Source organism: Bacteroides sp. D1, from assembly GCF_000157095.2.
Taxonomy (GTDB): domain Bacteria; phylum Bacteroidota; class Bacteroidia; order Bacteroidales; family Bacteroidaceae; genus Bacteroides; species Bacteroides xylanisolvens.
Genome location: NZ_JH114331.1, coordinates 774,936 through 796,422, shown reverse-complemented (window position 1 = coordinate 796,422; position 21,487 = coordinate 774,936). Strand labels below are relative to the sequence as shown.

Annotated in this window: 19 protein-coding genes; 4 read left to right on the top strand and 15 right to left on the bottom strand. The window is 43.1% G+C overall.

What is annotated here, in order from left to right:
- Positions 1-169: 169 nt before the first annotated feature.
- The 7 genes from BSAG_RS18410 to dnaN all read right to left on the bottom strand — a co-directional run bounded on the left by BSAG_RS18410 (position 170) and on the right by dnaN (position 8,949).
- On the bottom strand, positions 170-1,114 hold the full coding sequence (locus BSAG_RS18410) for a tyrosine-type recombinase/integrase (RefSeq protein ID WP_004315124.1): 945 nt from the start codon (positions 1,112-1,114) through the stop codon (positions 170-172).
- A gap of 368 nt (positions 1,115-1,482) precedes the next feature.
- Positions 1,483-3,189, bottom strand: coding sequence for a serine protease (locus tag BSAG_RS18415; protein WP_008997363.1), 1,707 nt, complete (start codon positions 3,187-3,189; stop codon positions 1,483-1,485).
- A gap of 1 nt (position 3,190) precedes the next feature.
- On the bottom strand, positions 3,191-3,934 hold the full coding sequence (gene rlmB, locus BSAG_RS18420; RefSeq protein ID WP_004316861.1) for a 23S rRNA (guanosine(2251)-2'-O)-methyltransferase RlmB: 744 nt from the start codon (positions 3,932-3,934) through the stop codon (positions 3,191-3,193).
- 102 nt (positions 3,935-4,036) lie between these two features.
- Positions 4,037-5,698 carry a DNA repair protein RecN gene (gene recN, locus BSAG_RS18425; protein WP_004316862.1) on the bottom strand — a complete coding sequence of 554 codons (1,662 nt, stop codon included), beginning with the start codon at positions 5,696-5,698 and terminating at the stop codon, positions 4,037-4,039.
- Positions 5,699-5,724: 26 nt separating this feature from the next.
- Complete coding sequence (gene coaBC / locus BSAG_RS18430; RefSeq protein WP_004316863.1) at positions 5,725-6,933, bottom strand: bifunctional phosphopantothenoylcysteine decarboxylase/phosphopantothenate--cysteine ligase CoaBC; 1,209 nt, start codon at positions 6,931-6,933, stop codon at positions 5,725-5,727.
- A complete protein-coding gene (locus BSAG_RS18435) occupies positions 6,933-7,712 on the bottom strand; it encodes a 3'-5' exonuclease (protein ID WP_004316864.1) in 780 nt (259 codons plus the stop codon). Before BSAG_RS18435 ends, coaBC begins: the two co-directional genes overlap by 1 nt.
- A 112-nt stretch (positions 7,713-7,824) precedes the next feature.
- The gene (dnaN, locus tag BSAG_RS18440) at positions 7,825-8,949 is read right to left on the bottom strand and encodes a DNA polymerase III subunit beta (RefSeq protein WP_004316865.1); all 1,125 of its coding nucleotides are present in this window, start codon (positions 8,947-8,949) and stop codon (positions 7,825-7,827) included.
- Positions 8,950-9,103: 154 nt separating this feature from the next.
- On the opposite strand from dnaN, the gene BSAG_RS18445 reads away from it, so the two are divergent.
- Both BSAG_RS18445 and BSAG_RS18450 read left to right on the top strand, forming a co-directional pair.
- A complete protein-coding gene (locus BSAG_RS18445; RefSeq protein WP_004316866.1) occupies positions 9,104-9,478 on the top strand; it encodes a DUF3127 domain-containing protein in 375 nt (124 codons plus the stop codon).
- Positions 9,479-9,779: 301 nt separating this feature from the next.
- Positions 9,780-9,968, top strand: coding sequence for a hypothetical protein (locus BSAG_RS18450; protein ID WP_008771201.1), 189 nt, complete (start codon positions 9,780-9,782; stop codon positions 9,966-9,968).
- A 4-nt stretch (positions 9,969-9,972) separates the two neighbouring features.
- Here the strand turns inward: BSAG_RS18450 and BSAG_RS18455 are convergent, their stop codons facing one another.
- The 5 genes from BSAG_RS18455 to BSAG_RS18475 all read right to left on the bottom strand — a co-directional run bounded on the left by BSAG_RS18455 (position 9,973) and on the right by BSAG_RS18475 (position 15,295).
- Positions 9,973-11,547, bottom strand: coding sequence for a DUF3352 domain-containing protein (locus tag BSAG_RS18455; protein ID WP_008020263.1), 1,575 nt, complete (start codon positions 11,545-11,547; stop codon positions 9,973-9,975).
- Between the two features lie 83 nt (positions 11,548-11,630).
- Positions 11,631-12,389 carry an MBL fold metallo-hydrolase gene (locus tag BSAG_RS18460; protein ID WP_004313651.1) on the bottom strand — a complete coding sequence of 253 codons (759 nt, stop codon included), beginning with the start codon at positions 12,387-12,389 and terminating at the stop codon, positions 11,631-11,633.
- Between the two features lie 10 nt (positions 12,390-12,399).
- A complete protein-coding gene (murB, locus tag BSAG_RS18465; protein WP_004313652.1) occupies positions 12,400-13,392 on the bottom strand; it encodes a UDP-N-acetylmuramate dehydrogenase in 993 nt (330 codons plus the stop codon).
- A gap of 101 nt (positions 13,393-13,493) precedes the next feature.
- Positions 13,494-14,342: a DUF4348 domain-containing protein gene (locus BSAG_RS18470; RefSeq protein ID WP_004313653.1), complete on the bottom strand. Its 849-nt coding sequence runs from the start codon at positions 14,340-14,342 to the stop codon at positions 13,494-13,496.
- The gene (locus BSAG_RS18475) at positions 14,342-15,295 is read right to left on the bottom strand and encodes an NAD-dependent epimerase/dehydratase family protein (RefSeq protein WP_004313654.1); all 954 of its coding nucleotides are present in this window, start codon (positions 15,293-15,295) and stop codon (positions 14,342-14,344) included. Before BSAG_RS18475 ends, BSAG_RS18470 begins: the two co-directional genes overlap by 1 nt.
- Positions 15,296-15,431: 136 nt before the next feature.
- On the opposite strand from BSAG_RS18475, the gene kbl reads away from it, so the two are divergent.
- Together kbl and BSAG_RS18485 are read left to right on the top strand one after the other, a co-directional pair.
- Positions 15,432-16,625, top strand: a complete 1,194-nt coding sequence (gene kbl / locus BSAG_RS18480; RefSeq protein WP_004313655.1) for a glycine C-acetyltransferase — start codon at positions 15,432-15,434, stop codon at positions 16,623-16,625.
- Positions 16,626-16,797: 172 nt separating this feature from the next.
- On the top strand, positions 16,798-17,205 hold the full coding sequence (locus BSAG_RS18485) for a DUF2721 domain-containing protein (RefSeq protein ID WP_004313656.1): 408 nt from the start codon (positions 16,798-16,800) through the stop codon (positions 17,203-17,205).
- A gap of 33 nt (positions 17,206-17,238) precedes the next feature.
- Here BSAG_RS18485 and BSAG_RS18490 read toward each other — a convergent pair whose 3' ends face one another.
- From BSAG_RS18490 to lysA, 3 genes are all read right to left on the bottom strand, one after another.
- Complete coding sequence (locus tag BSAG_RS18490) at positions 17,239-19,503, bottom strand: ATP-binding protein (protein WP_008771203.1); 2,265 nt, start codon at positions 19,501-19,503, stop codon at positions 17,239-17,241.
- Positions 19,504-19,657: 154 nt separating this feature from the next.
- Positions 19,658-20,137, bottom strand: coding sequence for a ferritin (locus BSAG_RS18495; RefSeq protein ID WP_004304025.1), 480 nt, complete (start codon positions 20,135-20,137; stop codon positions 19,658-19,660).
- Positions 20,138-20,279: 142 nt separating this feature from the next.
- Entirely contained in the window at positions 20,280-21,440 is a 1,161-nt protein-coding gene (lysA, locus tag BSAG_RS18500) for a diaminopimelate decarboxylase (RefSeq protein ID WP_004313658.1), read from the bottom strand.
- Positions 21,441-21,487 lie beyond the last annotated feature (47 nt).

Genomic DNA, 21,487 nt, shown 5'->3' with positions numbered 1-21,487 from the left:
CATGTTCAGATAGATTTATGTTGCATATTTTAGAGAAAAAGGAAAAAAAGAAGTTTATTGTTTGTTTGCTATTAATATTTTTACCTATCTTTGTAGCGAATATAATTCCGTTACCTAAGAAGTAACATCAGCATTAAGTCCCTAATCCATAATGCTTTAATAATATTAATCAGAGCATTTTAAAATTACAAACGTAAGAATAATTCAATTTATTTACTTTTGTTCTTTCTTCCAATTCGAAACCCTTTAAATATATCTGTGTTGTTTTAATAGATTTGTGTCCTAGTGATTCGCTAATCATTTCGATAGGTACACCTCTGTACTTAGCAGTCGTAGCCCAAGAATGACGAAGCGTATACGACGTGACGGGCGAATGTAGCCTTAATTTTCTGGACAGGCTTTTCAACTCATTATTAAAACGTCTCAAAGCTGACTGATACTCACGATAGGCTCCTTCTTCATTCCGCTTGTACGCTCCGCTTAATATCCGGAAAAGATAATCAGGATAGCCAGAACTCCGGGCGTCAGATTTATTGTACAATCCCCCAATTGCATTCTGCGCTGACTCCAGCACTTCTATACTCATAGGAGTACCGGTCTTGGTACGATTGTACTTCAAAAGCCCTCGCTCCAGATTGGACTTTTCCAAATGGGCTAAATCAGAAAAAGGCATTCCACAAAACTGAAATAACAGATTGGCAATGGCCTGCGTCCGGCGAAGCTTTTCCGATTGAGGATCTTTGTTTAATAGCATGTGAAGTTCGCCGATCGGGATAGCTTTCTTCTGACGTGTGTCCACCCCGGTAAAAACATCCCGGAACAAACCATGTACATAAGGAGCCTGATGCATATCGACACCACGATTGTAGATACTACGCAACATACGCATATACGTAGAAATCGTATTGGGCTTCAAACGGGAAGCCATCAGATAGTTGCTATACCTCTTTAGAGTTTTACGGTTTATTTTACTAAACGTGATGGATTGAGTTCCACAAAACTGCGAAAAAGAACGAATAGCGTGTTTATACACATGGGCCGTAGAATAACGACCCTCTTGTCGCAAACAATCGATGTAATTGTTTGCACAAATAGTAAATCGATTTTTTTCCATAAATTATAACTTATCTCATAAGTGTTATTAAAAAACGTGCGGAATATAGTAAGATTATAGATAAAATGAATCACATTTTTAAATTTAGTCACTGTTTTAGATGGAAAATCGAATAATTTCTAAAAAAAATAAGTGAAGCCATGCAGTATTTTCAATAAGCGTGCATTTAACTTATAAAAGAGGGGAAAAAGGGAAATCAAACCATATATCATTAAAACCTACAACCTGAGCTTAACAAGTGAAGTGGGGAAAAATAAAAAAAGAGAGAGAGTTTTTTATACAACGTCCCCCAAAACGAGGAATCCCTGCCAATTTTCGAGTTGGCAGGGATTCATTTTTACTTATGTTGTTTTCGAAGAGGCAATCTCTTACTTGCAGTATTTGGTAATCAGCTCATCTACATTTGGATCACCCAGTTCTTTCGCTTTCTTAAAGTTGCCACAAGCTTCATCTGTCTTCTTCAACTGTATCTGGCAAAGCCCCAGTAAGCGGTAAGCCTCGGCATATTTAGGATCAGCCTTCAGTATATTATCCAAAATCTGAATAGCTTCTTCATAACGTCCTACACGCAGGTTGACCACTGCATGTTCCGCCTGATAGGTCAGGTCTGTCGGATTCATTTCGATTGCTTTAACTATATCATCCAAGGCGCGTTGGAATTGGCGTGCTTTCAAAGCGGCCTGTTCGCGATAGTAATAGAATACGTCGTTCACTTCTCCTTTGACTGCTGTATGATAAGCATCATAATCGAGCATCGCATTCCGTGGCTGGCCGGCATTCATGTTCATCTGCGCACGTTCCAACAAATATGGAGCAAAATCTGCTGTGATCGGTTGCGGGCAACGGGCAATACAGCTATCCATTAAAGCTACGACTTCTTTCGGGTCACCTTTCGCCAGTTCCTTCGTCTTGGCAGCACTAAAGAAAGTGGCCGGAGAAGCAATGTTGCTGGCATTTACCTTTTCATAAGCTGCCAAAGCACCGGCATAATCTTGCTGGGCAAACAGTATATCGCCTTCCATTTGAATATAAATAGGCAGCGGATCAATGCCGATTGCCTGACGAACATTCTGCAAAGCAGTGTCATACGTCCAGTCTTTATACGTTTTTTCCGGCTTCGACAACTGATAAGCATATATCAGCTTACCTATATTATAATATACATCATCTTTTTTCTGGGCTACTTTCAAAGCTTGATTAAAGTCGGCAACTGCTTTATCATACCAAGTCTGGTCGTCCTTACCTTTAGCTGCATAATAATTGGCACGACGAAGATAACCATCCGCATTGGCAGGGAACTGACGGATGAAATCATCCAACAGCTTTTCGTAATCGTCGCCCGACAGGCTCGAAGATGCCATAAACAAGTACACTAATGCTTGGTCTTCCGTCTCGGGCAGGCCTTTCCGGATGCCAATCTTTTTCAAAGCAGCGTCTCCCAAAGAAAGAGCACTGATTTTCTGTGACATGGCAAAAGCTGCTCCTGCCGCATAGCAAGTGGTCACCGTATCGATGCCGGATGATTTCTGCGCAATACCAAACACCTGACCTTCGGCATTCATCACCGGACAGCTCACCATCTTATCTTTCATCTGCATGCCCAATGTATAGTAATGATATTCTCCGGCTACTTTGGAAACTTCTTTCACTTTACCAGTAACGCAAGCAATACTTTTCTGTGTAGAATAAGGAAGCATCCACGCATCGGCTCCCACTGCCGGAGCTGTTTTAGCCACAATGAGCGCAGGCACTTTCTTCTCGGTGATAGCCACACGGAACTTAATGACATCATACATATCATTCGCTCCAAGTATCAAGCTAACCGGCATCTGCTTGCCTTCGGAAGTGATTACCACCGCACGTTCGGCTCCTTTAAAAAGAGTATAATCTGATAAAGCCAATCCATCTTCGGATACAAAAAATCCGTTTCCGGTATTCAGCATTTTATCATTCTTGTCATAAGTCACCACAGAGAAGACTGCCCGTTTTGCCTTCTCTACCCATTTGGGAGTTTGCGCCATGCTTCCCTGTATCAGGAAGAAAAGCAGCAAAGGTAGAATTAAAATCTTCTTCATATCAATCATTATTTCTTTGTTTCACAGCTTCGTAAACCAGAATACCGGCAGCCACGGAAACATTCAGAGATTCGATGGTGCCCAGCATCGGGATTTTCACCCATTCGTCGCAAAGCGCAAGGTTTTCATAAGAAACTCCCGTATCCTCCGCTCCCATAATGATGCACAGCGGTCCTGTATAATCGGCTTTTGTATAGTCGTAATCTCCCTTCTCGGTAGCAGCTACAATACGGAAACCACTGTCTTTCAGATATTGCAGCGTTGAACGGAGGTTCTGCTCACGACACACAGGCAGCGTGTGCAGCGCTCCTGCCGATGTTTTCACGGCATCAGCATTGACAGACGCACTCCCGCGGACAGGAATAATTACTGCATCGACAGCTGCACATTCGCAGGTACGGGCAATGGCTCCGAAATTACGTACATCGGTCACTCCGTCCAGCATAACAAAAAATGGATTCTTCCCTTGTTCGAACAAGAAAGGAACAAGATCTTCCGTTTTCTGATAAGTCACAGAAGAAATGAATGCAATCACTCCCTGATGATTTTTCCGGGTAATGCGGTTAATACGTTCTACCGGAACACGCTGAACCGGTATCATCAGCCCTTTCAAAGCAGCAAACAATTCTTTGGAAAGATCACTCTGAATGTCTTTCTTTACCAGAATTTTATCAATCTCTTTACCTGCCTGAATGGCTTCTATCACGGCACGAACACCGAAAATCATTTCACTTTTATCCAACATCTATTTGATTTACTATTTTACTATTTACAATTTACTACTTATCAGTTACCGCTTAACAATTCACTACCTCAACTACTTTGAATGAATCAATTTAGCCATTAATTACTTAGCATCAAGCAGGGATTTGGCATTGCTAAGGGCGGCCTCGGTCAGAGTGGCGCCACTAAGCATGTGAGCTATTTCCTCTACTCGTTCTTCATCGGTGAGACGGCGGATATGACTGTTTGTTTCCGTATCGCTGTCTTTCTTATATACTTTATAATGTGCACGTCCGCGGGCAGCAATCTGCGGTAGGTGGGTGATGCTGATTACCTGACGATTCCGGTCGCCCATTTCCTGCATCATGTCCGCCATGCGGTCGGCTATTTCACCGGAGACACCGGTATCTATTTCATCAAATACGATAGTCGGCAGTTTCACGGCTCCGGCAATCAATGCTTTGATAGAAAGCATGACACGGGCAATTTCACCTCCCGAAGCTACGGAAGAGATATTTTGCAAAGTACCGTTCTTATTGGCAGAAAACAGGAAGTTGACTGTATCTTCTCCTTGTAATCCCGGCTCTTTCTTCAGTCCCATTTCGATCTGGAAACGAACATTCGGCATTCCCAACGGAATCAAGCGGGCAGCCAATTGCTTTTCCACTTCACGCGCAGCTTTCGTACGGGCTTTGGTGAGCAGTTCTGCTTGTTGTTTCACTTGCTTATATTGTTCCTCTTTACGAACGGTCAGCTCGGCAATACGCTCATCGTATGAAGTGATGTCGGACAATTTGCTACGATATTCATCCGTCAACGCTATCAACTCGTCAAGAGTCTGTGCCCGGTGTTTCTGTTGCAGGGAATAAATCAGATTCAGCCGTTCGTTCACTTCTTCCAGGCGGACCGGATTAAATTCAACGGAATCACTTTGCGAAGAGACTTCGTGCGAAATATCTTTCAATTCGATATAGGCGCTCTCCATACGTTCGGTAAGTTCCTTAGCGGGCTGATAGACTCTTTGCAGGCTATTCAGCGTATTCAGACTATCTTTCAGGTAAGAAAGCAATCCGCCTTCATCCGAGACAAATGACTGTTCTACCCGGTAAAGTCCGGCTTTAATCTCCTCCGCATGACTTAATGTTTCGGCTTCCTGCTCCAGTTCCTCCTGCTCGCCTTCCACAAGATGGGCTTCTTCGAGCTGTTCAAGTTGGAAACGGATATAATCTTCATCAGAACGGCTTTTCTCTGCCAGTGACATTAATTCAGCCAGTTCGCGTTCTGTCTGCTTCCATTCGCCATAACGCAGATGGTATTTCTCCAATGCTGCATCATTATGTGCCAGAATATCAAGCACGTTCAACTGGAATCCTTCTTTATTAAGTAACAGATTCTGATGTTGAGAATGTACATCTATCAACTGTTCGCCCAGCTCTTTCATTTGTACCAGTGAAGCGGGAGTATCATTGATGAATGCCCTGCTTTTGCCGGAAGCCTGTACCTCACGACGCAAAATACACTCTTCATCATATTCCAATTCGTTTTCTTCAAAAAACGGACGCATACCGTAGGCAGCAATATCGAACCGTGCCTCTATAATACATTTGGAAGCTCCGCGACGAATCGCTTTCACATCGGCACGCTGCCCCAGCAGGAGCCCGATCGCTCCCAGAATAATTGATTTCCCGGCTCCCGTTTCACCTGTTATAACGGAAAAGCCTGTTTCAAAACTGATATCCAGTTTTTCTATCAATGCGTAATTCTGAATGTATAGTGAACGTAACAAACTAATTAAAAATTAAAATTTGAAAATTAAAAATTGGGAGACAGGGTGGCTACCAGACAATCAATGATGTCTTGAGCTACTTCTGTTTTCGACTTCAGAGGATAGTCTGTACGACCTTTCCTGTCGATTATACTTATCTTATTGGTATCATGGCGGAAACCGGCTCCTGCATCATTCAACGAGTTTAGCACGATAAAATCGAAGTTCTTGCGTTCGAGCTTTCCTTCGGCATTCTGCTGCTCATTATTGGTTTCGAGCGCAAAGCCAACCAGGCATTGTTGTTTTCTTTTTATGGCTCCTAAAGAGGCAGCAATATCTTGTGTTGCCCGAAGATGCAGGGTCAGTTCTTCTTCTTTTTCCCGCTTAATCTTCTTATCGGCTACCGTTGCCGGACGATAGTCGGCTACTGCCGCACAAAGAATACCTGCATCAGCATCCGGGAAATGAGCCTGCGCTGCTTTGTACATTTCTTCAGCAGATTCGACATCGACACGAATTATGCCAGAATGTTGCGTTTTGAGTTGCACAGGACCTGTTATCAAGGTCACTTGTGCTCCGCGACGGGCACATTCTTCTGCCAACGCGAATCCCATCTTTCCGGACGAATAATTGCCGATGAAACGCACCGGGTCAATCTTTTCGTAAGTCGGTCCGGCGGTAATCATCACTTTCTTTCCGGACAGTTCGTCACTCGAAGCAAAGAATTCATCCAATACCCGGATGATATTCTCCGGCTCTTCCATTCGCCCCTTCCCTACCAGATGGCTGGCTAGTTCTCCTGTCCCCGGCTCGATAATATGATTACCATAGGAACGCAGAATATCCAGATTTTTCTGGGTGGCAGGATGGGCAAACATATCGAGGTCCATTGCCGGAGCAACAAACACGGGAGCTTTTGCCGAAAGATAAGTGGTTATCAGCATATTGTCGGCTATTCCGTTGGCCATTTTACCGATGGTAGAGGCAGTGGCCGGCGCAATCAATACGGCATCCGCCCATAAACCGAGATCAACGTGGCTGTTCCACGTTCCGTCACGTTGGGCAAAAAACTCACTGATGACCGGTTTGCTGGTCAAAGCCGAAAGAGTGATCGGAGTAATAAATTCTTTTCCCGCCGGAGTAATTACGACCTGCACTTCCGCTCCTTGTTTTATCAGTCCGCGAATGATATAGCACGCCTTATACGCGGCAATACTGCCGGTAATTCCAAGAATTATTTTCTTTCCTTTTAGCATTATTTTGTAATCAAATTACTCATTTCACGCAAGCGGATTTTTGTCAATGCCGCCTTGGTATTCAGCGTGAAGTCACTATTCAAAATCCAACTGTAATATCCGGGATCTTTCTTCAAAACCTCGGCTACAGACATTCCCTTATATTTTCCGAAGTTGAACACTTCTACTCCGTTATCATCATACACCATGCGTCCGGCAAAATCGACATTCTTGCTGAAACTTGAATAATCAGCCAGGAACGCAATATCATTCTGAAGATCGGAGTAACGGTCGAGCTGTGCTTTCAGCACCTCATAAGTAGCCCGTGTATCTGCTTCGGCAGTGTGTGCATCTTCCAGATTCTTGTCGCAATAAAACTTGTAGGCAGCAGACAGGGTGCGTTGTTCCATTTTGTGGAAGATGACCTGTACGTCTACAAATTTACGTTTTGTCATATCAATATCCACTCCGGCACGAAGAAACTCTTCGGCAAGAACAGGAATATCAAAACGGTTGGAATTAAATCCTGCCAAATCGCAACCTTCAATGTCTCGGGCTATGTTTTTCGCTACTTCTTTAAAAGTAGGACAATCTGCTACGTCGGCATCATAAATACCATGTATAGCAGAGGATGCTTCCGGAATATGCATTTCAGGATTGATACGTAATGTCTTTGCTTCTTCATTTCCATTCGGATATACTTTCAGATAGCAAATTTCAACAATTCGGTCTGTGTTGATATTGGTTCCTGTTGTTTCTAAATCAAAGAAAACAATGGGATTTTTCAGATTTAATTTCATTTCTGTTTATTTTATTGAGTCACCACAGAGGACGCAGAGGACACAGAGGGTTATTTAATAAATATTCAAATTTATCCTCTGTGTCCTCTGCGTCCTCTGTGGTGAATTAACATTAATCATTTAGCATCATCGGCATCAGCAGCATCAGCAAGTCTTCGTTTTCTTCCTGCTCTACCGGGATGATTACTCCGGCACGTGAAGGATCTGCAAGTTCGATGACTACTTCATCTGCCGAAATATTGTTCAGTATGTCGATGAGGAATGTCGATTTAAAACCGATACTCATTGCAGCACCTGCATACTGGCAAACTTGTGTTTCTTCGGCAGAAGTAGAGAAATCAATATCTTGTGCGGAAATCACAATCTGGTTTTCCTGCATACGAAGTTTAATCAAACTGCTGGCTTGTGACGAGAAGATAGACACACGGCGCAAAGCTCCTACCAACTGTTGGCGGTCTACGGTTACTTTGTGCGGATTGTTTTGCGGAATTACCGAGTTGTAGTTCGGGTAACGTCCTTCAATCAGGCGGCAAACCATCCGGTAGCTTTCAAGCATGAATACAGCGTTGCGTTCGTCAAATTCAATGGTCACTGCACCTTGTTCTTTCGGCAAAAGATTCTTTAGCAATGTAGCCGGTTTCTTTGGAAGGATGAAGGCTGCACGCTCGTTGCCTTTGGCTGCCAACGTTTTACAACGCACCAGTTTATGACCGTCCGAAGCAACCATTGTAATGTCTTCTGTTGTAATATCGAAATAAATACCGTTCATCACCGGACGAAGTTCATCATCGGCAGTAGCAAACACCGAACGGTTGATACCTCCCAGAAGTACGCTTGCTTCCATTTCTACACGGACAGCATTATCCCCCAGTGTAGCCGATTGCGGGAATTCATCCGCATTCTGCCCCATCAGGCTGTATTTTCCGTTCTGGTACTGCACCGTTATTTCATAATTATCCGGATTGATATCGAATGTGAGTGGTTGTTCCGGAATTTCTTTCAGTGCGTCAAGCAATGTTTTCGCTACTACGGCAAAACGCCCGTTCGTATCGCTTTCATTCACTTCTACGGTAGTCACCATCGTTGTTTCACTGTCGGATACAGTCACAGACAAAGTTCCGTCTTCCAGTTCGAAGAGGAAACAATCGAGAATTGGCAGCGCATTTTTTGAATTAATAACACGGCTGATGGCCTGTAAATGGCTGGAAAGAGCAGTACTTGAAACGATAAATTTCATATATTTTCGTGTATTTAAGTTTTAAATGTTCTATCGCACAAAGTTACGAAAAAAGATTTGGGCTGCCCAATAAAAACAAAAGAAAAAAACAGGTATTGTGCGAGGGATATTACTAAAAAATTGTAACTTCGCCGCAGAATTTAAAATTATCGCAATGGAATTTACAGGAAAAATCATCGCTATCCTCCCCCCGAGAGGCGGAGTTTCAAAAACTAGCGGCAACGAGTGGAAATCACAAGAGTACGTTATCGAAAACCACGACCAATATCCACGTAAAATGTGCTTCGACGTATTTGGCGCAGACAAAATCGAGCAGTTCAACATTCAAATGGGCGAAGAATTGACTGTATCATTCGACGTTGACGCCCGTCAGTGGAATGATCGCTGGTTCAATAGTATCCGCGCATGGAAAGTAGAGCGTGTTAGCACAGGTGCTCCAATGGCTTCCGGTTCTCCCGTTCCTCCTCCAGCTCCGTCGGCTATGCCGGAATTTACTCCGGGCGATGCCAAAGACGATCTGCCATTCTAAACCGAAAGTCATTCGTTCGATGAATAAGCATAAAAAACTCCCGATAGGATTAAACTCCATCAGGAGTTTTTTTATCTCCTTTTCTCCCGAAAAAAAACAAATCTTTTTCTTCTTCTTTTTCATCTTCAGAAGAAGAAGTTTTTTTATTTATTTCTTTGTTTATAATGGGGGATGAATTTTTCTGTATATTTTACGTATTTTCTGTGAATTTTTCTGTATATTTTACAGATTCAAATGTTAAAATCACTCATAATAAGCTGACCATAGGACTATTATAAGCACACATATAAAAACGGCAAAAATGCAAAAAGAAAAAAAACAAAAAGGCGTTTCTCCAAAAGCAGAACGCACACAAAAAAGTATGGGTCAATGGAGCAAAAAAACGATAAACAGCATCTTGAAAATGTATGGAGGAAGCAGGCAAAGTTTATGGATAATCCAACCAAAAGCTATGGAGGTTTTCAGAAAAATAATCGCAGACAAACGATGATTTTTTATTCTGATTTATATTTCAAAACAATATTAGGATATACCATTCCGTCTGCACAGGCAAACTGAACAAAAAGGGTGAAATGACGGAAGAAGTCGGCGTTGCGCAGAAAGAAATCCGGTACAAAACGAACGTGATTTTCTGATTGTTGGAATATGTGGTCGAAATCCGCCATCAGCATAAAATGGTAGGAATCGGACAAATGATCCATGCCTGTCTGATAGGCCATCGCTCCATTGAGCACCTCACCTTTATCCAGCTGGCGAATATAATGCGCGAGAGCATCCGCATCAGGAGCGAGCAACAAGCGCCCGCCATAGAAGGCTGCATATACATCCAAAGTTGGTTCCGCAAAACTGGTTAGTTGTTCAAACAATGTTGTTTGAGGCAACCGATAGACAAGATATGCTTTATTTACAGTATAACAAAAAGTTATACGCGGATTTCTTCTTCCTTCGTCCGCCGAAGCGGCATTAACAAGGGCACGAAGCATTCGCTCGGCTTCCGTTACATCTGCCACCGACAGGCTCAAGACTGCCGCTGCACCCTGCAAAGTATCTTCACGCTGAAAGAGACAGGCAACCAAATCCTGCCCGGCATTTTCCATCAGATAGCGTGAAAACTCTTTATCCCTATTTTGCACTTCACTCGTGCGGGCAGGCACGCTCTGTCCTTGGGCATTTCCATAAGAAAGTAGAAACACCCAGTCCGTAATCCCTTGCCTGCTGAAATAGAAAGCAGTAGACGGCAATACCTCTCCCGGAAATCCCTTGACGGATTGTTGCTGGCGAAGCTGGTTTATAAACGCAAAGCAAGTGTCTGCATCGTGAGTGATGCCGGAGAAATAGATGAAATCATCTTTCATTTTCATGTCAAATTCCGTCCATCCCATCATCCCTTGCATACGGGTATAGATGGTAGCGGCCGCCGCACTTTTTTTCGGAGCACGTATTCCTGTAAAGGTAGAATCATCAGCCAACGATTTTCCACTTTTATACGCATCAATAACGTTTTCAATCAGTTTTTTCTGAAAGCTCAATGCCATAAAATCGGATGTCAGATAGCAGGCAAGAAAATCACCGTCCGCCATGGGATAAATAATAATCTCTTCTCCTTTGTAAATAAATGTTTTCGGCGGATAAAGTGAGGATATATATTTGCGTACAAATCTGTTTACCAACTCCTTATCCCCATTTCCCAATCTACAATAGAGCACTTGATTACGTTCGTTATCCGGCTCGTGGAAACTAATCAACATTTGATTCATTTGCCGGCTTAAACCGTGGGGAGTATCTTCTGAAAGGGCGTAAAGACTCTGTTTCAGATAAGAAAAGAGTTTGGATACATAAAGATATTGCTGATTTTTACTGCAAGTCAGCTCATCGACTTCTGCTACAAATTCGAGCACGTCATCAGTAACGAATACTGCTGAAGTTGTGGATGGCACCAGTTCATAAAGATTAAAGTCTTTCTGCCCTTCAGCTGCTGACAGTCTAAAAAAAGAGTACAATGCGAAACCTGAGCACAAAAGTACAACAGAAGATGTGATCGCTATTTTCACTATCGTACGAAGTTTCATAATATTCGCTGTTTATCGGCTAGGTGCAAAAATAATAATTTCTACAAAGAAAACAAAACTTTTGCTAAAAATTTCACCGATAATCAAACATAGATATCCAATCCGTCGAACGCCAGGTGAATATTTTCCGGAAGGTTCTTTTCAACCTCCGCATGCAAGCCCATATCATGACTCATGTGTATAAAGTATGTCTTCTTTGCCTGAATACGCCGGGCCACCGCCAATGCTTCTTCCAAATTTTGGTGAGTAGGATGCGAGGCGATCCGAAGCGCATTCATTACCAAAACATCTATTCCTGCCAATTGTTCATAGGATTCTTCGGGCATGGTCAACATATCAGTGATATACCCCAACTGCCCGATACGATACCCCAGAATCGGCAGTCGGCCATGCATCACACGCAGAGGAAGCACTTCCGTATGATTTATAGAAAAGGATTGCCCCACCGAAATTACTTGTAAAGGAATATCGGGAACACCTGGATAACGATGGTCGACAAAGCAATAGGGCATACGCAAACGCAATCCCTGCGCTACATAATCTTCCGCATAAATAGGCACGGAACCGAACCGACAAAACGGACGTAAATCGTCCAGTCCGCCTACATGGTCATAATGTTCGTGCGTAATGAGTACACCATCTATCCTCTCAAAAGGGAGATGTAATACCTGTGTCCGGAAATCGGGACCACAATCTATCAGAATCCGCGCGTCATCTGTCTCCACAATAGCAGATGCACGCAATCGATTATCTTTCGGATCGGAAGAAGTACAAACCGGACATGTACAGCCGATTTGAGGTACTCCCGTCGATGTTCCACTTCCTATAATTCTTACTTTCACTTGTTTATTCTCAATTTATAAAGTTGACTTCCGGATGAATATCAATACCGAACTTCTCACGGACAGAGGCTCGGACCGCATCTGAAAGCGCAATAATATCACTACCTTTTGCTCCACCACGGTTCACCAGCACCAGTGCTTGTTTATCATGCACAGCAGCCGGCCCCAAGGCTTTTCCTTTCCAACCACATTGGTCAATCATCCACCCTGCCGGAATTTTTACGCGGCCGTCGGCCAGCTCATAGTAGGGTATGCGGGGATATTCCTGTTGCAAGGCTTCCAGTTTTTCTTTCGGCACAATGGGGTTCATAAAGAAACTGCCGGCATTACCCATCACTTTCGGATCGGGCAGCTTGCTCTCGCGAATAGCAATAATCACTTTCCGGACAACAGAAAGTGTCAACGCCGGATATTTTTCAAGCTCCTGACGAATGGTGCCATAGTCTAATGTATAATGCTCTTCTTTACTCAATCGGAAACGAACATAAGTGACAAAGGTCGCTTTGTTTTCCGGATACTTAAAGATACTGTTGCGATAGGTATATCCACATTCACCAACTGAATAAACGCGTTCTTCAGCTTGAATGTTCACCGTTTCCACAGCCGTTATCAGATCTTTTACCTCAACGCCATAGGCTCCGATATTCTGTACTGCACTTGCCCCCACCTCACCGGGAATCAGCGACAGGTTCTCCGCTCCATACCATCCATGCTCTACACAATAGGCTACAAAGTCATCCCATACCACCCCTGCTCCCACTCGCACTGATACAGAGTGGTCATCTTCTTCCGTCACTTCGATTCCTTCAATGCGGGAATGCAATATCACCCCGTCGTAATCTTTGGTAAACAACAGGTTACTGCCACCACCAATATGCAAAAAAGGTGTCGTAACGGCACCTTGCACAATCAGCTTCTTCAGTTCTTCAACCGAAGTGTACTCTAAAAAACGAGCGGCACTGACATCAATGCCGAATGTATTGTAGGGTAAAAGAGAATACATATATTTTTAATTATAAGTTATATCATTATTCGTTATAAGCCGGCAAATACTGTTATATCATTAACAGCAAGGCTATTTCTTGTAGCGTATTACTACCTGCATCAAATGCTTGTATCTTCAAACTTATACAATTCCCATTCTCCGGCTTTGCGACGGAAATAGAGGATATTGGAAAAACCATTACCGATACCTTTCAACGCCAGAATCTTCGTTGGCGAATCATCGTCATTCCGCTGCCCGTAATTGATATTAGAAAGACGATCGGCAGGAAGTCCCGGTTTAAAAGCGAACCACTGATTAAGATCGAGGGTGGTCTCCAGAATAGAGAAATCATCGTCCGGATCGGTGGTTACAAAAGCTAGAGGCTCACACACACGCTTACTCTGAAAAAGACTATCTGCGGCAAAGTGTCCGAAAAACTCCACGAAATTTTCATTATCATTTTGCTTAATGGGGCGCAGATTAATTGCCTCCAGCATCCATGCACCTTTGATACGCTCAAAATAGTATTTCTTTACCATTCGTGTTTTCACAAACACCCATTCTACCTGTACGGAAGTGAGGGAGGTATCTCCCACTAAATCCATATCTTCTTCTCTATCAAATAGAAGCGTATAATAATGCTGTTTGGTAAACAAGTCATCATGCTTCCAGTTATGCTCCTCGATATTCGTTTTTTTATCTCCATTGTAGTAAGGCAACGGAAATTTCACACGCTGACGCTGCAACACGTCATCGGAAGCAAAATTGTAGATAAAATCATCGAAAGATTCATCTGCCTGTATAGGTTGCGGATCTTCCGGCGATTCATCACAGTGAATAGAATCGGCTACCCGCCGGATAGAATCCACTTCTTTTGTGATAGATGCGAAGGGGTCAATGTTTGTTTTCTTGTTTCCACAAGCACCCAGTATACCGAGCAACATGACCCCTACAATTAGTTTTTTCATTATTTTAGTTTCTCTCTTAACTTTTCAAGCATATCTACCGTCATGCTTTCCAAATCGTAGGCCGGCTTCCAGCCCCACTCTTCACGAGCGCAGGTGTCATCCAGACTATCGGGCCAGCTATCGGCAATGCGCTGTTTCAAAGGATCTATATCATAGATCATCTCAAACTGCGGCACATGCTTCCTGATAGCCTGATAAATCGTCTCCGGGTCGAAACTCATCGAGGCGATATTGAAAGCATTTCGGTGTATCAATTTTGTCGGATCAGCTTCCATCAGCGTAATTGCTGCATTCAGCGCATCCGGCATGTACATCATATCCATCAAAGTGCCTTGCTTAATGGGGCACACAAATTTTTCTCCTTTCACTGCCGAGTAATAAATATCGACAGCATAATCGGTCGTACCTCCTCCCGGAGGGGTCACATTCGAAATAATGCCCGGAAAACGGACAGCACGGGTATCAACCCCATATTTATTAAAATAATAATCACTTAGCAACTCGGTCGTTACCTTGGTAACTCCATACATGGTGCGCGGACGCTGAATTGTATCCTGCGGTGTTTTCGTATGAGGCGTACTAGCGCCAAACGAACCGATAGAACTCGGAGTAAACACTGCACATCCTTGTTCGCGTGCCACTTCCAATACATTCCATAATCCATCGATACCTATTTTCCAGGCCAGCTTGGGCTTCGACTCGGCAACTACGGACAGCAGAGCAGCCAAATTATAGATTGTATCGATGTGATACTCTTTTACCACAGATGCGATCGCTTCTCCATCCGTTACATCAGCAATTGCCGACGGTCCGGACTCCTTTAATTCCCCTTTAGGCTCTGCACCCGGAATATAACCTGCTACTACATTTGCATTTCCGTAACGTTTACGTAGCTCCATCGTTAGCTCCGACCCTATCTGTCCGGTAGCTCCAATAATCAAAATGTGTTCCATTTTTTCTTCTGACTTAGAATATCAAGCTTAAATAGTGCGCAAAGTAAGCACTTTTTTTTCAGATTTTAATCAAAAAGACATTGTTATTCCAAGAAAAATTGTGTCCTTTGCAATATAACTTAATCACCCAAACACTATGTACGGTAAAATGCAAGAATATCTCTGCCAAACATTGGCTGAAATCAAGGAAGCCGGACTTTATAAAGAAGAACGACTGATTGAAAGTGCGCAGCAAGCTGCCATCACTGTAAAAGGTAAGGAAGTGCTGAACTTCTGTGCAAATAATTACTTAGGATTATCCAATCACCCGCGATTGATTAAGGCTTCGCAGGAAATGATGAACAACCGTGGTTACGGAATGTCGTCCGTCCGCTTCATTTGTGGAACGCAAGATATACACAAAGAACTGGAAGCTGCCATCTCGGAGTATTTCCAAACGGAAGACACGATCTTGTACGCCGCTTGCTTCGATGCTAACGGCGGTGTATTCGAACCGCTTTTCTCTGAAGAGGATGCCATCATCTCGGATTCTCTGAATCATGCTTCTATCATTGACGGAGTACGTCTTTGCAAGGCAAAGCGCTACCGTTATGCCAACGCTGACATGAAGGACTTGGAAAGATGTCTGCAAGAAGCGCAGGCACAACGTTTCCGTATTGTTGTGACGGACGGTGTGTTCTCTATGGACGGCAATGTAGCTCCAATGGATCAGATTTGCGATCTTGCCGAGAAATACGATGCACTGGTAATGGTGGACGAGTCACACTCTGCCGGTGTGGTAGGTGCCACAGGGCATGGAGTAAGCGAGTTGTATAAGACTCATGGACGGGTAGATATTTATACCGGAACATTAGGTAAGGCTTTTGGCGGTGCACTGGGAGGTTTCACCACCGGTCGTAAAGAGATTATCGATTTGCTTCGTCAACGCAGCCGCCCGTATCTGTTCTCGAATTCTTTGGCTCCGGGCATCATTGGTGCCAGCCTTGAAGTTTTCAAAATGCTGAAAGAGAGCAATGCATTACATGATAAACTTGTTGAGAATGTAAACTACTTCCGTGATAAGATGACAGCTGCCGGATTTGATATCAAACCGACACAAAGCGCTATCTGTGCCGTTATGTTGTATGACGCGAAGTTATCCCAGATTTACGCTGCACGTATGCAGGAGGAAGGCATCTATGTGACAGGTTTCTATTATCCGGTAGTGCCGAAAGATCAGGCACGCATCCGTGTGCAAATCTCTGCAGGGCACGAGAAAGCACATCTTGACAAGTGCATCGCTGCCTTTATCAAGGTAGGCAAAGAGCTTAATGTGCTGAAAGCGGAATAACTCCGGGGCAAGGTTTACTTGCAGCATCCATTTTTAGGCACGGATTACACAGATTACGCTGCTGCTTTATGCAAGCATATTTCTAAAACCGTGAAATCCGTGTAACCCGTGCCAAAAAATTCTCTTTTATAAAATGAATTTTGAACCGCTACTTGACTATAAAAAAAAGATTATGGAAGAATTGACTCTCACTACTCCTGCCCTACTTTTCTCGGCAGTTTCATTGATATTGCTGGCTTATACTAACCGTTTCTTATCGTATGCCCAACTTGTGCGCCAACTGCGTGACCGCTACATGGAAAACCCTTCGGATATCACTGAAGCACAAATCGAGAATCTACGGAAACGGTTAAACCTGACCCGTAGAATGCAAGGACTAGGTATTGCAAGCCTTTTTTTCTGTGTAGTCAGCATGTTCCTTATTTATATCGGGCTTCAATTATTCTCTGCTTATGTATTCGGATTGGCATTGATTCTGCTGATAGCTTCTTTAGGCGTATCTTTCCGCGAAATACAGATTTCCACCCGTTCACTGGAGATTTACCTGGGAACGATGGAGAAAGGAAAAAACAAGAAATAAGATTGTTCGTATTCCCGTTAAAGTCTATCATTATCAAGATACCACCCGGCAAGGAAGAATAACCGTAAAGCGGCTTCCCTTGCCTACTTCAGATTTGAGTTCGATCTTTCCACCCAGCTTCTCTATAATCACCTGACAAATAGAAAGTCCCAATCCTGCTCCCTGCGAGAATTCGTTTTGTTTGTAGAAACGGCTGAAAATCATCCGTTGTTCTTCTCGTGGAATCCCTCTTCCGCTATCTTCGACATAAATCTGCACATTGCCTTCATCCGGCAGATAACTATATCCTAATTTGATATATCCGGTTTCCGTAAACTTGCAGGCGTTATTCAGAAAGTTTGTCAGAACTTGTATCAAGCGCTCCCTGTCCACATTGATTTCCAGAGGTGTATCATCCACTTCTTTCAGGAATTCCAAATGTGGAGCAATCAGAACCTGATGTGTCATATAGATATCGTCAATCAACTCTCTCACCTTGCATCTCTTGAATGAGAAAGACATATATCCTGATTCGATACGGGAAAGTTCCAAGATATCATTAATCAGTTTGAGTAATAACTCGCTGTTCTTGTTAATAGTACTGATATACTCTTCGCGTTCTACGGAACTCAATCCATCTTCCAATGCCAGTATATTGGCAAAGCCAACGATTGAATTAAGCGGAGTACGTATCTCATGGCTCATATTTGCGAGGAATGATTGTTTCAATTCCGCCTTTTCAGCCAATAAGCGTGCTGCTTCCAATTCTTCTTCACGATCTTTTATATCCTGTATATTAAGCAACAAACCTGCGGTTTTATATTCGCCTCCGGGTAGCTGTTTGGTAGTATAACGGAACTCCCACCACTGATAGCCTTTGCCGTCGAAGTTACAAAGCTCCTGCACAATCTTTTTATGAGCACTTTTCAGATTTCGCCAGTTGAACTTCACTCCTTCCCAATGGTCGGGATGGATAAAGCTCATGAATTCCTTAAACGAAAGTTGTCTGGAATTTAACCCTTGCGACGCCCAGAATGCATCTTCAAAAACAAAACAACCGTTATCCAATCTCCAGGCATACGTCATTCCACCCTCAATGGCTAATGACAATGTTTCTTTTTCATCAGCCAATGCTATAAGAGCCTGCTTTTTCCTCATCTGTTCCCGAAGGTATAGCCACCAAAGAGAAGCGAAAAGAATAATTAATATAAGAATGAACGATGCGACTGAAATTCCCCACAACAAAGGGTATTTATCACTAAACGGAATATTGATAATACGATATTTAGCAGGAATACTTTCCTTACTCAAACCTATTTGCGTCATTGTATTCCAATCAACAACATACTCTTTCCGGCTTTCAACAATAGGCATGTCCGCCGGACTCGCACCATGTAATATACGAACGGCTGCTTTCACCTCTTCTTCCACCTGAATAGGCAACGAAGTGATGTATCCACCCAGCAACTTTTCACCAAACCCGAAGGCTTCATTGATGGCAGTCAGACTGGGACTGCCACAGATGCTTCCAATATTAATGGTAGTATAATCACGTTTCAGCTGAATATAACATTGATCGCGATAGCTTCTGTTCAACACCCACATAAAGGTGGCATCCGAATGATTTCTGGCATTACGCAAAGGAATAGCCATGAAACGAGTATAACCTTCTTCCTGCGTCAAACGTATCTGTTCTTCAGGAGAAAGTTCGGGGTTATCGATGAATCCGGTCACTTTATGACCTTTAAACTGTTCCTTTGCATCTCTTCTGATTTGTTTATCGATATAAGTGGTATCGAGCATGGTAAACAACCGGACGTATTCACCGAAAAGTTCTTTTGCCACACTGACATTTTCATTAAAGGCGATCTTATCATGGAAACCCGTCACATTAGGATGGCGTTTCAGCAAGCCCCAATTCGGGTAATTGACACCACCAAAGACCACAGGTACTTCTTTGCCCAACTGCACCCCACATTTCATCAATGAATAAGTAGCCTGGTCTTCATTCACCAGAATCACTTCCGGCCGCCAGTCTTTCGAAACGGAATCAACCAGAAAACGCATTCGCTCCAACTCCGGTTCTTCCCAATAGGACTCGCAATCTAAATAAACGGTACGGATATCAGCATCTATTTTCTCTTTCTCAAATTGCTCCGCTATCATCCGGTTGAATTCCGGATAAGCCGCGTAAGTCTCCTCATAAGAGTGGATAACTAAAATACGCCGTTCCTCTTTTTGAGAACAACTGCTCACCCCCAAAAAGAGCAATAAAAATATAGGGAGCAATCTAAAAATTCCTCTATTCACACCATTCATTTATAATAATCGGGATTAATTTCTCTCTGACTCGTAATACAAAGGTAGTTTATTTTCGAACATAAGCCAAATAAGTGAAAAAAAAGAAGCTGTCTGAACAAAAATTCAGGCAGCTTCTATGTATAATAAAGAACTATTTTTCAGAGTAGCATCATTAACGCTGTCCCAGTTGTGAATCTACAAAGAAAATTCCGGTATCACCGGCTTTCTTGATTTTATCAACAATGCCTTGCGCTGTAGCTTCTTCTTCTACCTGTTCACGAACAAATCCCCACAAGAAATCCTGTGTTGCTTTATCCTTTTCAGCAGCTGCTACGTCTACCAGCTTGTCTACCAATTGAGAAACATGACATTCATGTTTGTAAACGTGTTCGAATACTTCGAGAGGTGTACCCCATCCGTTAGGAACAACATCTATTTTATCCACTTTAGCAGTTCCTCCACGTTTGATGATATAATCTGCCATTGCATAAGCATGTCCCATTTCTTCCTGAGATTGCTTTTTCATCCAATGAGCAAAACCACTGAAACCTTCTTTCTCAAAATAGAAAGACATTGCTAAATACAGGTTAGCAGACCACATTTCAGCAGTAATCTGTTCGTTAATTGCATTCTGTAATTTTTCTGAAATCATAATCGTATTTTTTTATTAAGTTGTTAATGTAGTTTCTTTTTGAACTCATTACAAAAATAACACGCTTTCAGTTAAAATTGTTCCATGCACCCTATATTTTTAAACTACATTCACATTTTGATTATAGCAGTTCATTTTTTACTTACACCATTTCGTCGGAAGTATATCCTTTCGGCAGCTCACGACAATTGTATCCGGAAGCCATTATTTCACCGTACGCACCGGCAGAACGAAGGGCGATCAAGTCACCACGCTTCACTTTGTTCAAGTCAATCGCTTTTCCGAAAACGTCTGACGATTCACAGATCGGCCCTACTACATCGTAGGCTTCCAATGGTTCTTCAGAAGTTATATTTTCCATTTTATGGAATGCCTGATACAAAGCCGGACGGATCAGGTCGGTCATACCTGCATCAAGGATAGCAAACTTCTTCCGTGTTCCCTGTTTTACATAGAGAACTTTGGATATCAAAGAACCACACTGACCTACCACTGCACGTCCCAGCTCAAAATGCAGTGTCTGATAAGGACGCAATTTCAATTGTCCGGCATAGGTAGCAAAGTAATCCTTGAAATTCGGGATAGCCTGACGGTTGGGGTGTCCGTAATCAATACCCAAACCACCACCTACGTTGATATGTTCTACCAGGATTCTTCGTGCTTCCAGTTTGTCCTGCAACTCATTGACACGATTGCAGAGGGCTACAAAATCACCCATATCCAGAATCTGCGAGCCAATGTGGAAGTGAAGACCGATAAACTTTACGTTTTTCATCTCTTGTGCTACGTCTATCACCTTGTCCATGTCCTGCATACTGATACCGAATTTGTTTTCTGCCAAACCGGTAGTTATATTGGCATGTGTATGTGCGCCGACATCGGGATTGATACGGAAAGCAACATTGGCAACCTTATTTTGAGCGGCAGCCAATTCATTGATTACCTCCAGTTCGGGGATAGACTCGACATTGAAACAGAAGATGCCATACTCCAGTCCGAGATTGATTTCCCAATCTGCTTTGCCGACTCCTGCGAAAACAACTTTATCGGCAGGGAATCCGGCACGGATAGCGGCACGGATTTCTCCGCCGCTCACACAATCGGCTCCCATTCCGCTCTCACGGATAATGGTAAGTACTTTCGGGTTGGCATTGGCTTTAACAGCGTAATGCACTGAATAATTAGGATATTTGGCAACCTCCTGGTTAATAGCCGACAATGTATCACGCAGCACTTTGGTATCGTAATAATAGAAAGGTGTCTGCAAAGTGCGGAATTTATCGATTGGAAATATTCCCTTCATAATTCGAAAAACTTGTTTAGTTGGTTAAAAAAGAGCGCTTTTATCAG

Excerpts from the sequence above, each read along its gene's own strand:
- BSAG_RS18450 (WP_008771201.1), top strand. The coding sequence starts at position 9,780 with ATGCAAAAAGAAAAAAAACAAAAAGGCGTTTCTCCAAAAGCAGAACGC.
- BSAG_RS18490 (WP_008771203.1), bottom strand. The coding sequence starts at position 19,503 with ATGAATGGTGTGAATAGAGGAATTTTTAGATTGCTCCCTATATTTTTA.
- BSAG_RS18470 (WP_004313653.1), bottom strand. The coding sequence starts at position 14,342 with ATGAAAAAACTAATTGTAGGGGTCATGTTGCTCGGTATACTGGGTGCT.
- BSAG_RS18485 (WP_004313656.1), top strand. The coding sequence starts at position 16,798 with ATGGAAGAATTGACTCTCACTACTCCTGCCCTACTTTTCTCGGCAGTT.
- BSAG_RS18410 (WP_004315124.1), bottom strand. The coding sequence starts at position 1,114 with ATGGAAAAAAATCGATTTACTATTTGTGCAAACAATTACATCGATTGT.
- murB (WP_004313652.1), bottom strand. The coding sequence starts at position 13,392 with ATGTATTCTCTTTTACCCTACAATACATTCGGCATTGATGTCAGTGCC.
- dnaN (WP_004316865.1), bottom strand. The coding sequence starts at position 8,949 with ATGAAATTTATCGTTTCAAGTACTGCTCTTTCCAGCCATTTACAGGCC.
- BSAG_RS18495 (WP_004304025.1), bottom strand. The coding sequence starts at position 20,137 with ATGATTTCAGAAAAATTACAGAATGCAATTAACGAACAGATTACTGCT.
- BSAG_RS18415 (WP_008997363.1), bottom strand. The coding sequence starts at position 3,189 with ATGAAGAAGATTTTAATTCTACCTTTGCTGCTTTTCTTCCTGATACAG.
- rlmB (WP_004316861.1), bottom strand. The coding sequence starts at position 3,934 with ATGTTGGATAAAAGTGAAATGATTTTCGGTGTTCGTGCCGTGATAGAA.
- BSAG_RS18475 (WP_004313654.1), bottom strand. The coding sequence starts at position 15,295 with ATGGAACACATTTTGATTATTGGAGCTACCGGACAGATAGGGTCGGAG.
- lysA (WP_004313658.1), bottom strand. The coding sequence starts at position 21,440 with ATGAAGGGAATATTTCCAATCGATAAATTCCGCACTTTGCAGACACCT.
- coaBC (WP_004316863.1), bottom strand. The coding sequence starts at position 6,933 with ATGCTAAAAGGAAAGAAAATAATTCTTGGAATTACCGGCAGTATTGCC.
- BSAG_RS18445 (WP_004316866.1), top strand. The coding sequence starts at position 9,104 with ATGGAATTTACAGGAAAAATCATCGCTATCCTCCCCCCGAGAGGCGGA.
- BSAG_RS18435 (WP_004316864.1), bottom strand. The coding sequence starts at position 7,712 with ATGAAATTAAATCTGAAAAATCCCATTGTTTTCTTTGATTTAGAAACA.
- BSAG_RS18455 (WP_008020263.1), bottom strand. The coding sequence starts at position 11,547 with ATGAAACTTCGTACGATAGTGAAAATAGCGATCACATCTTCTGTTGTA.
- kbl (WP_004313655.1), top strand. The coding sequence starts at position 15,432 with ATGTACGGTAAAATGCAAGAATATCTCTGCCAAACATTGGCTGAAATC.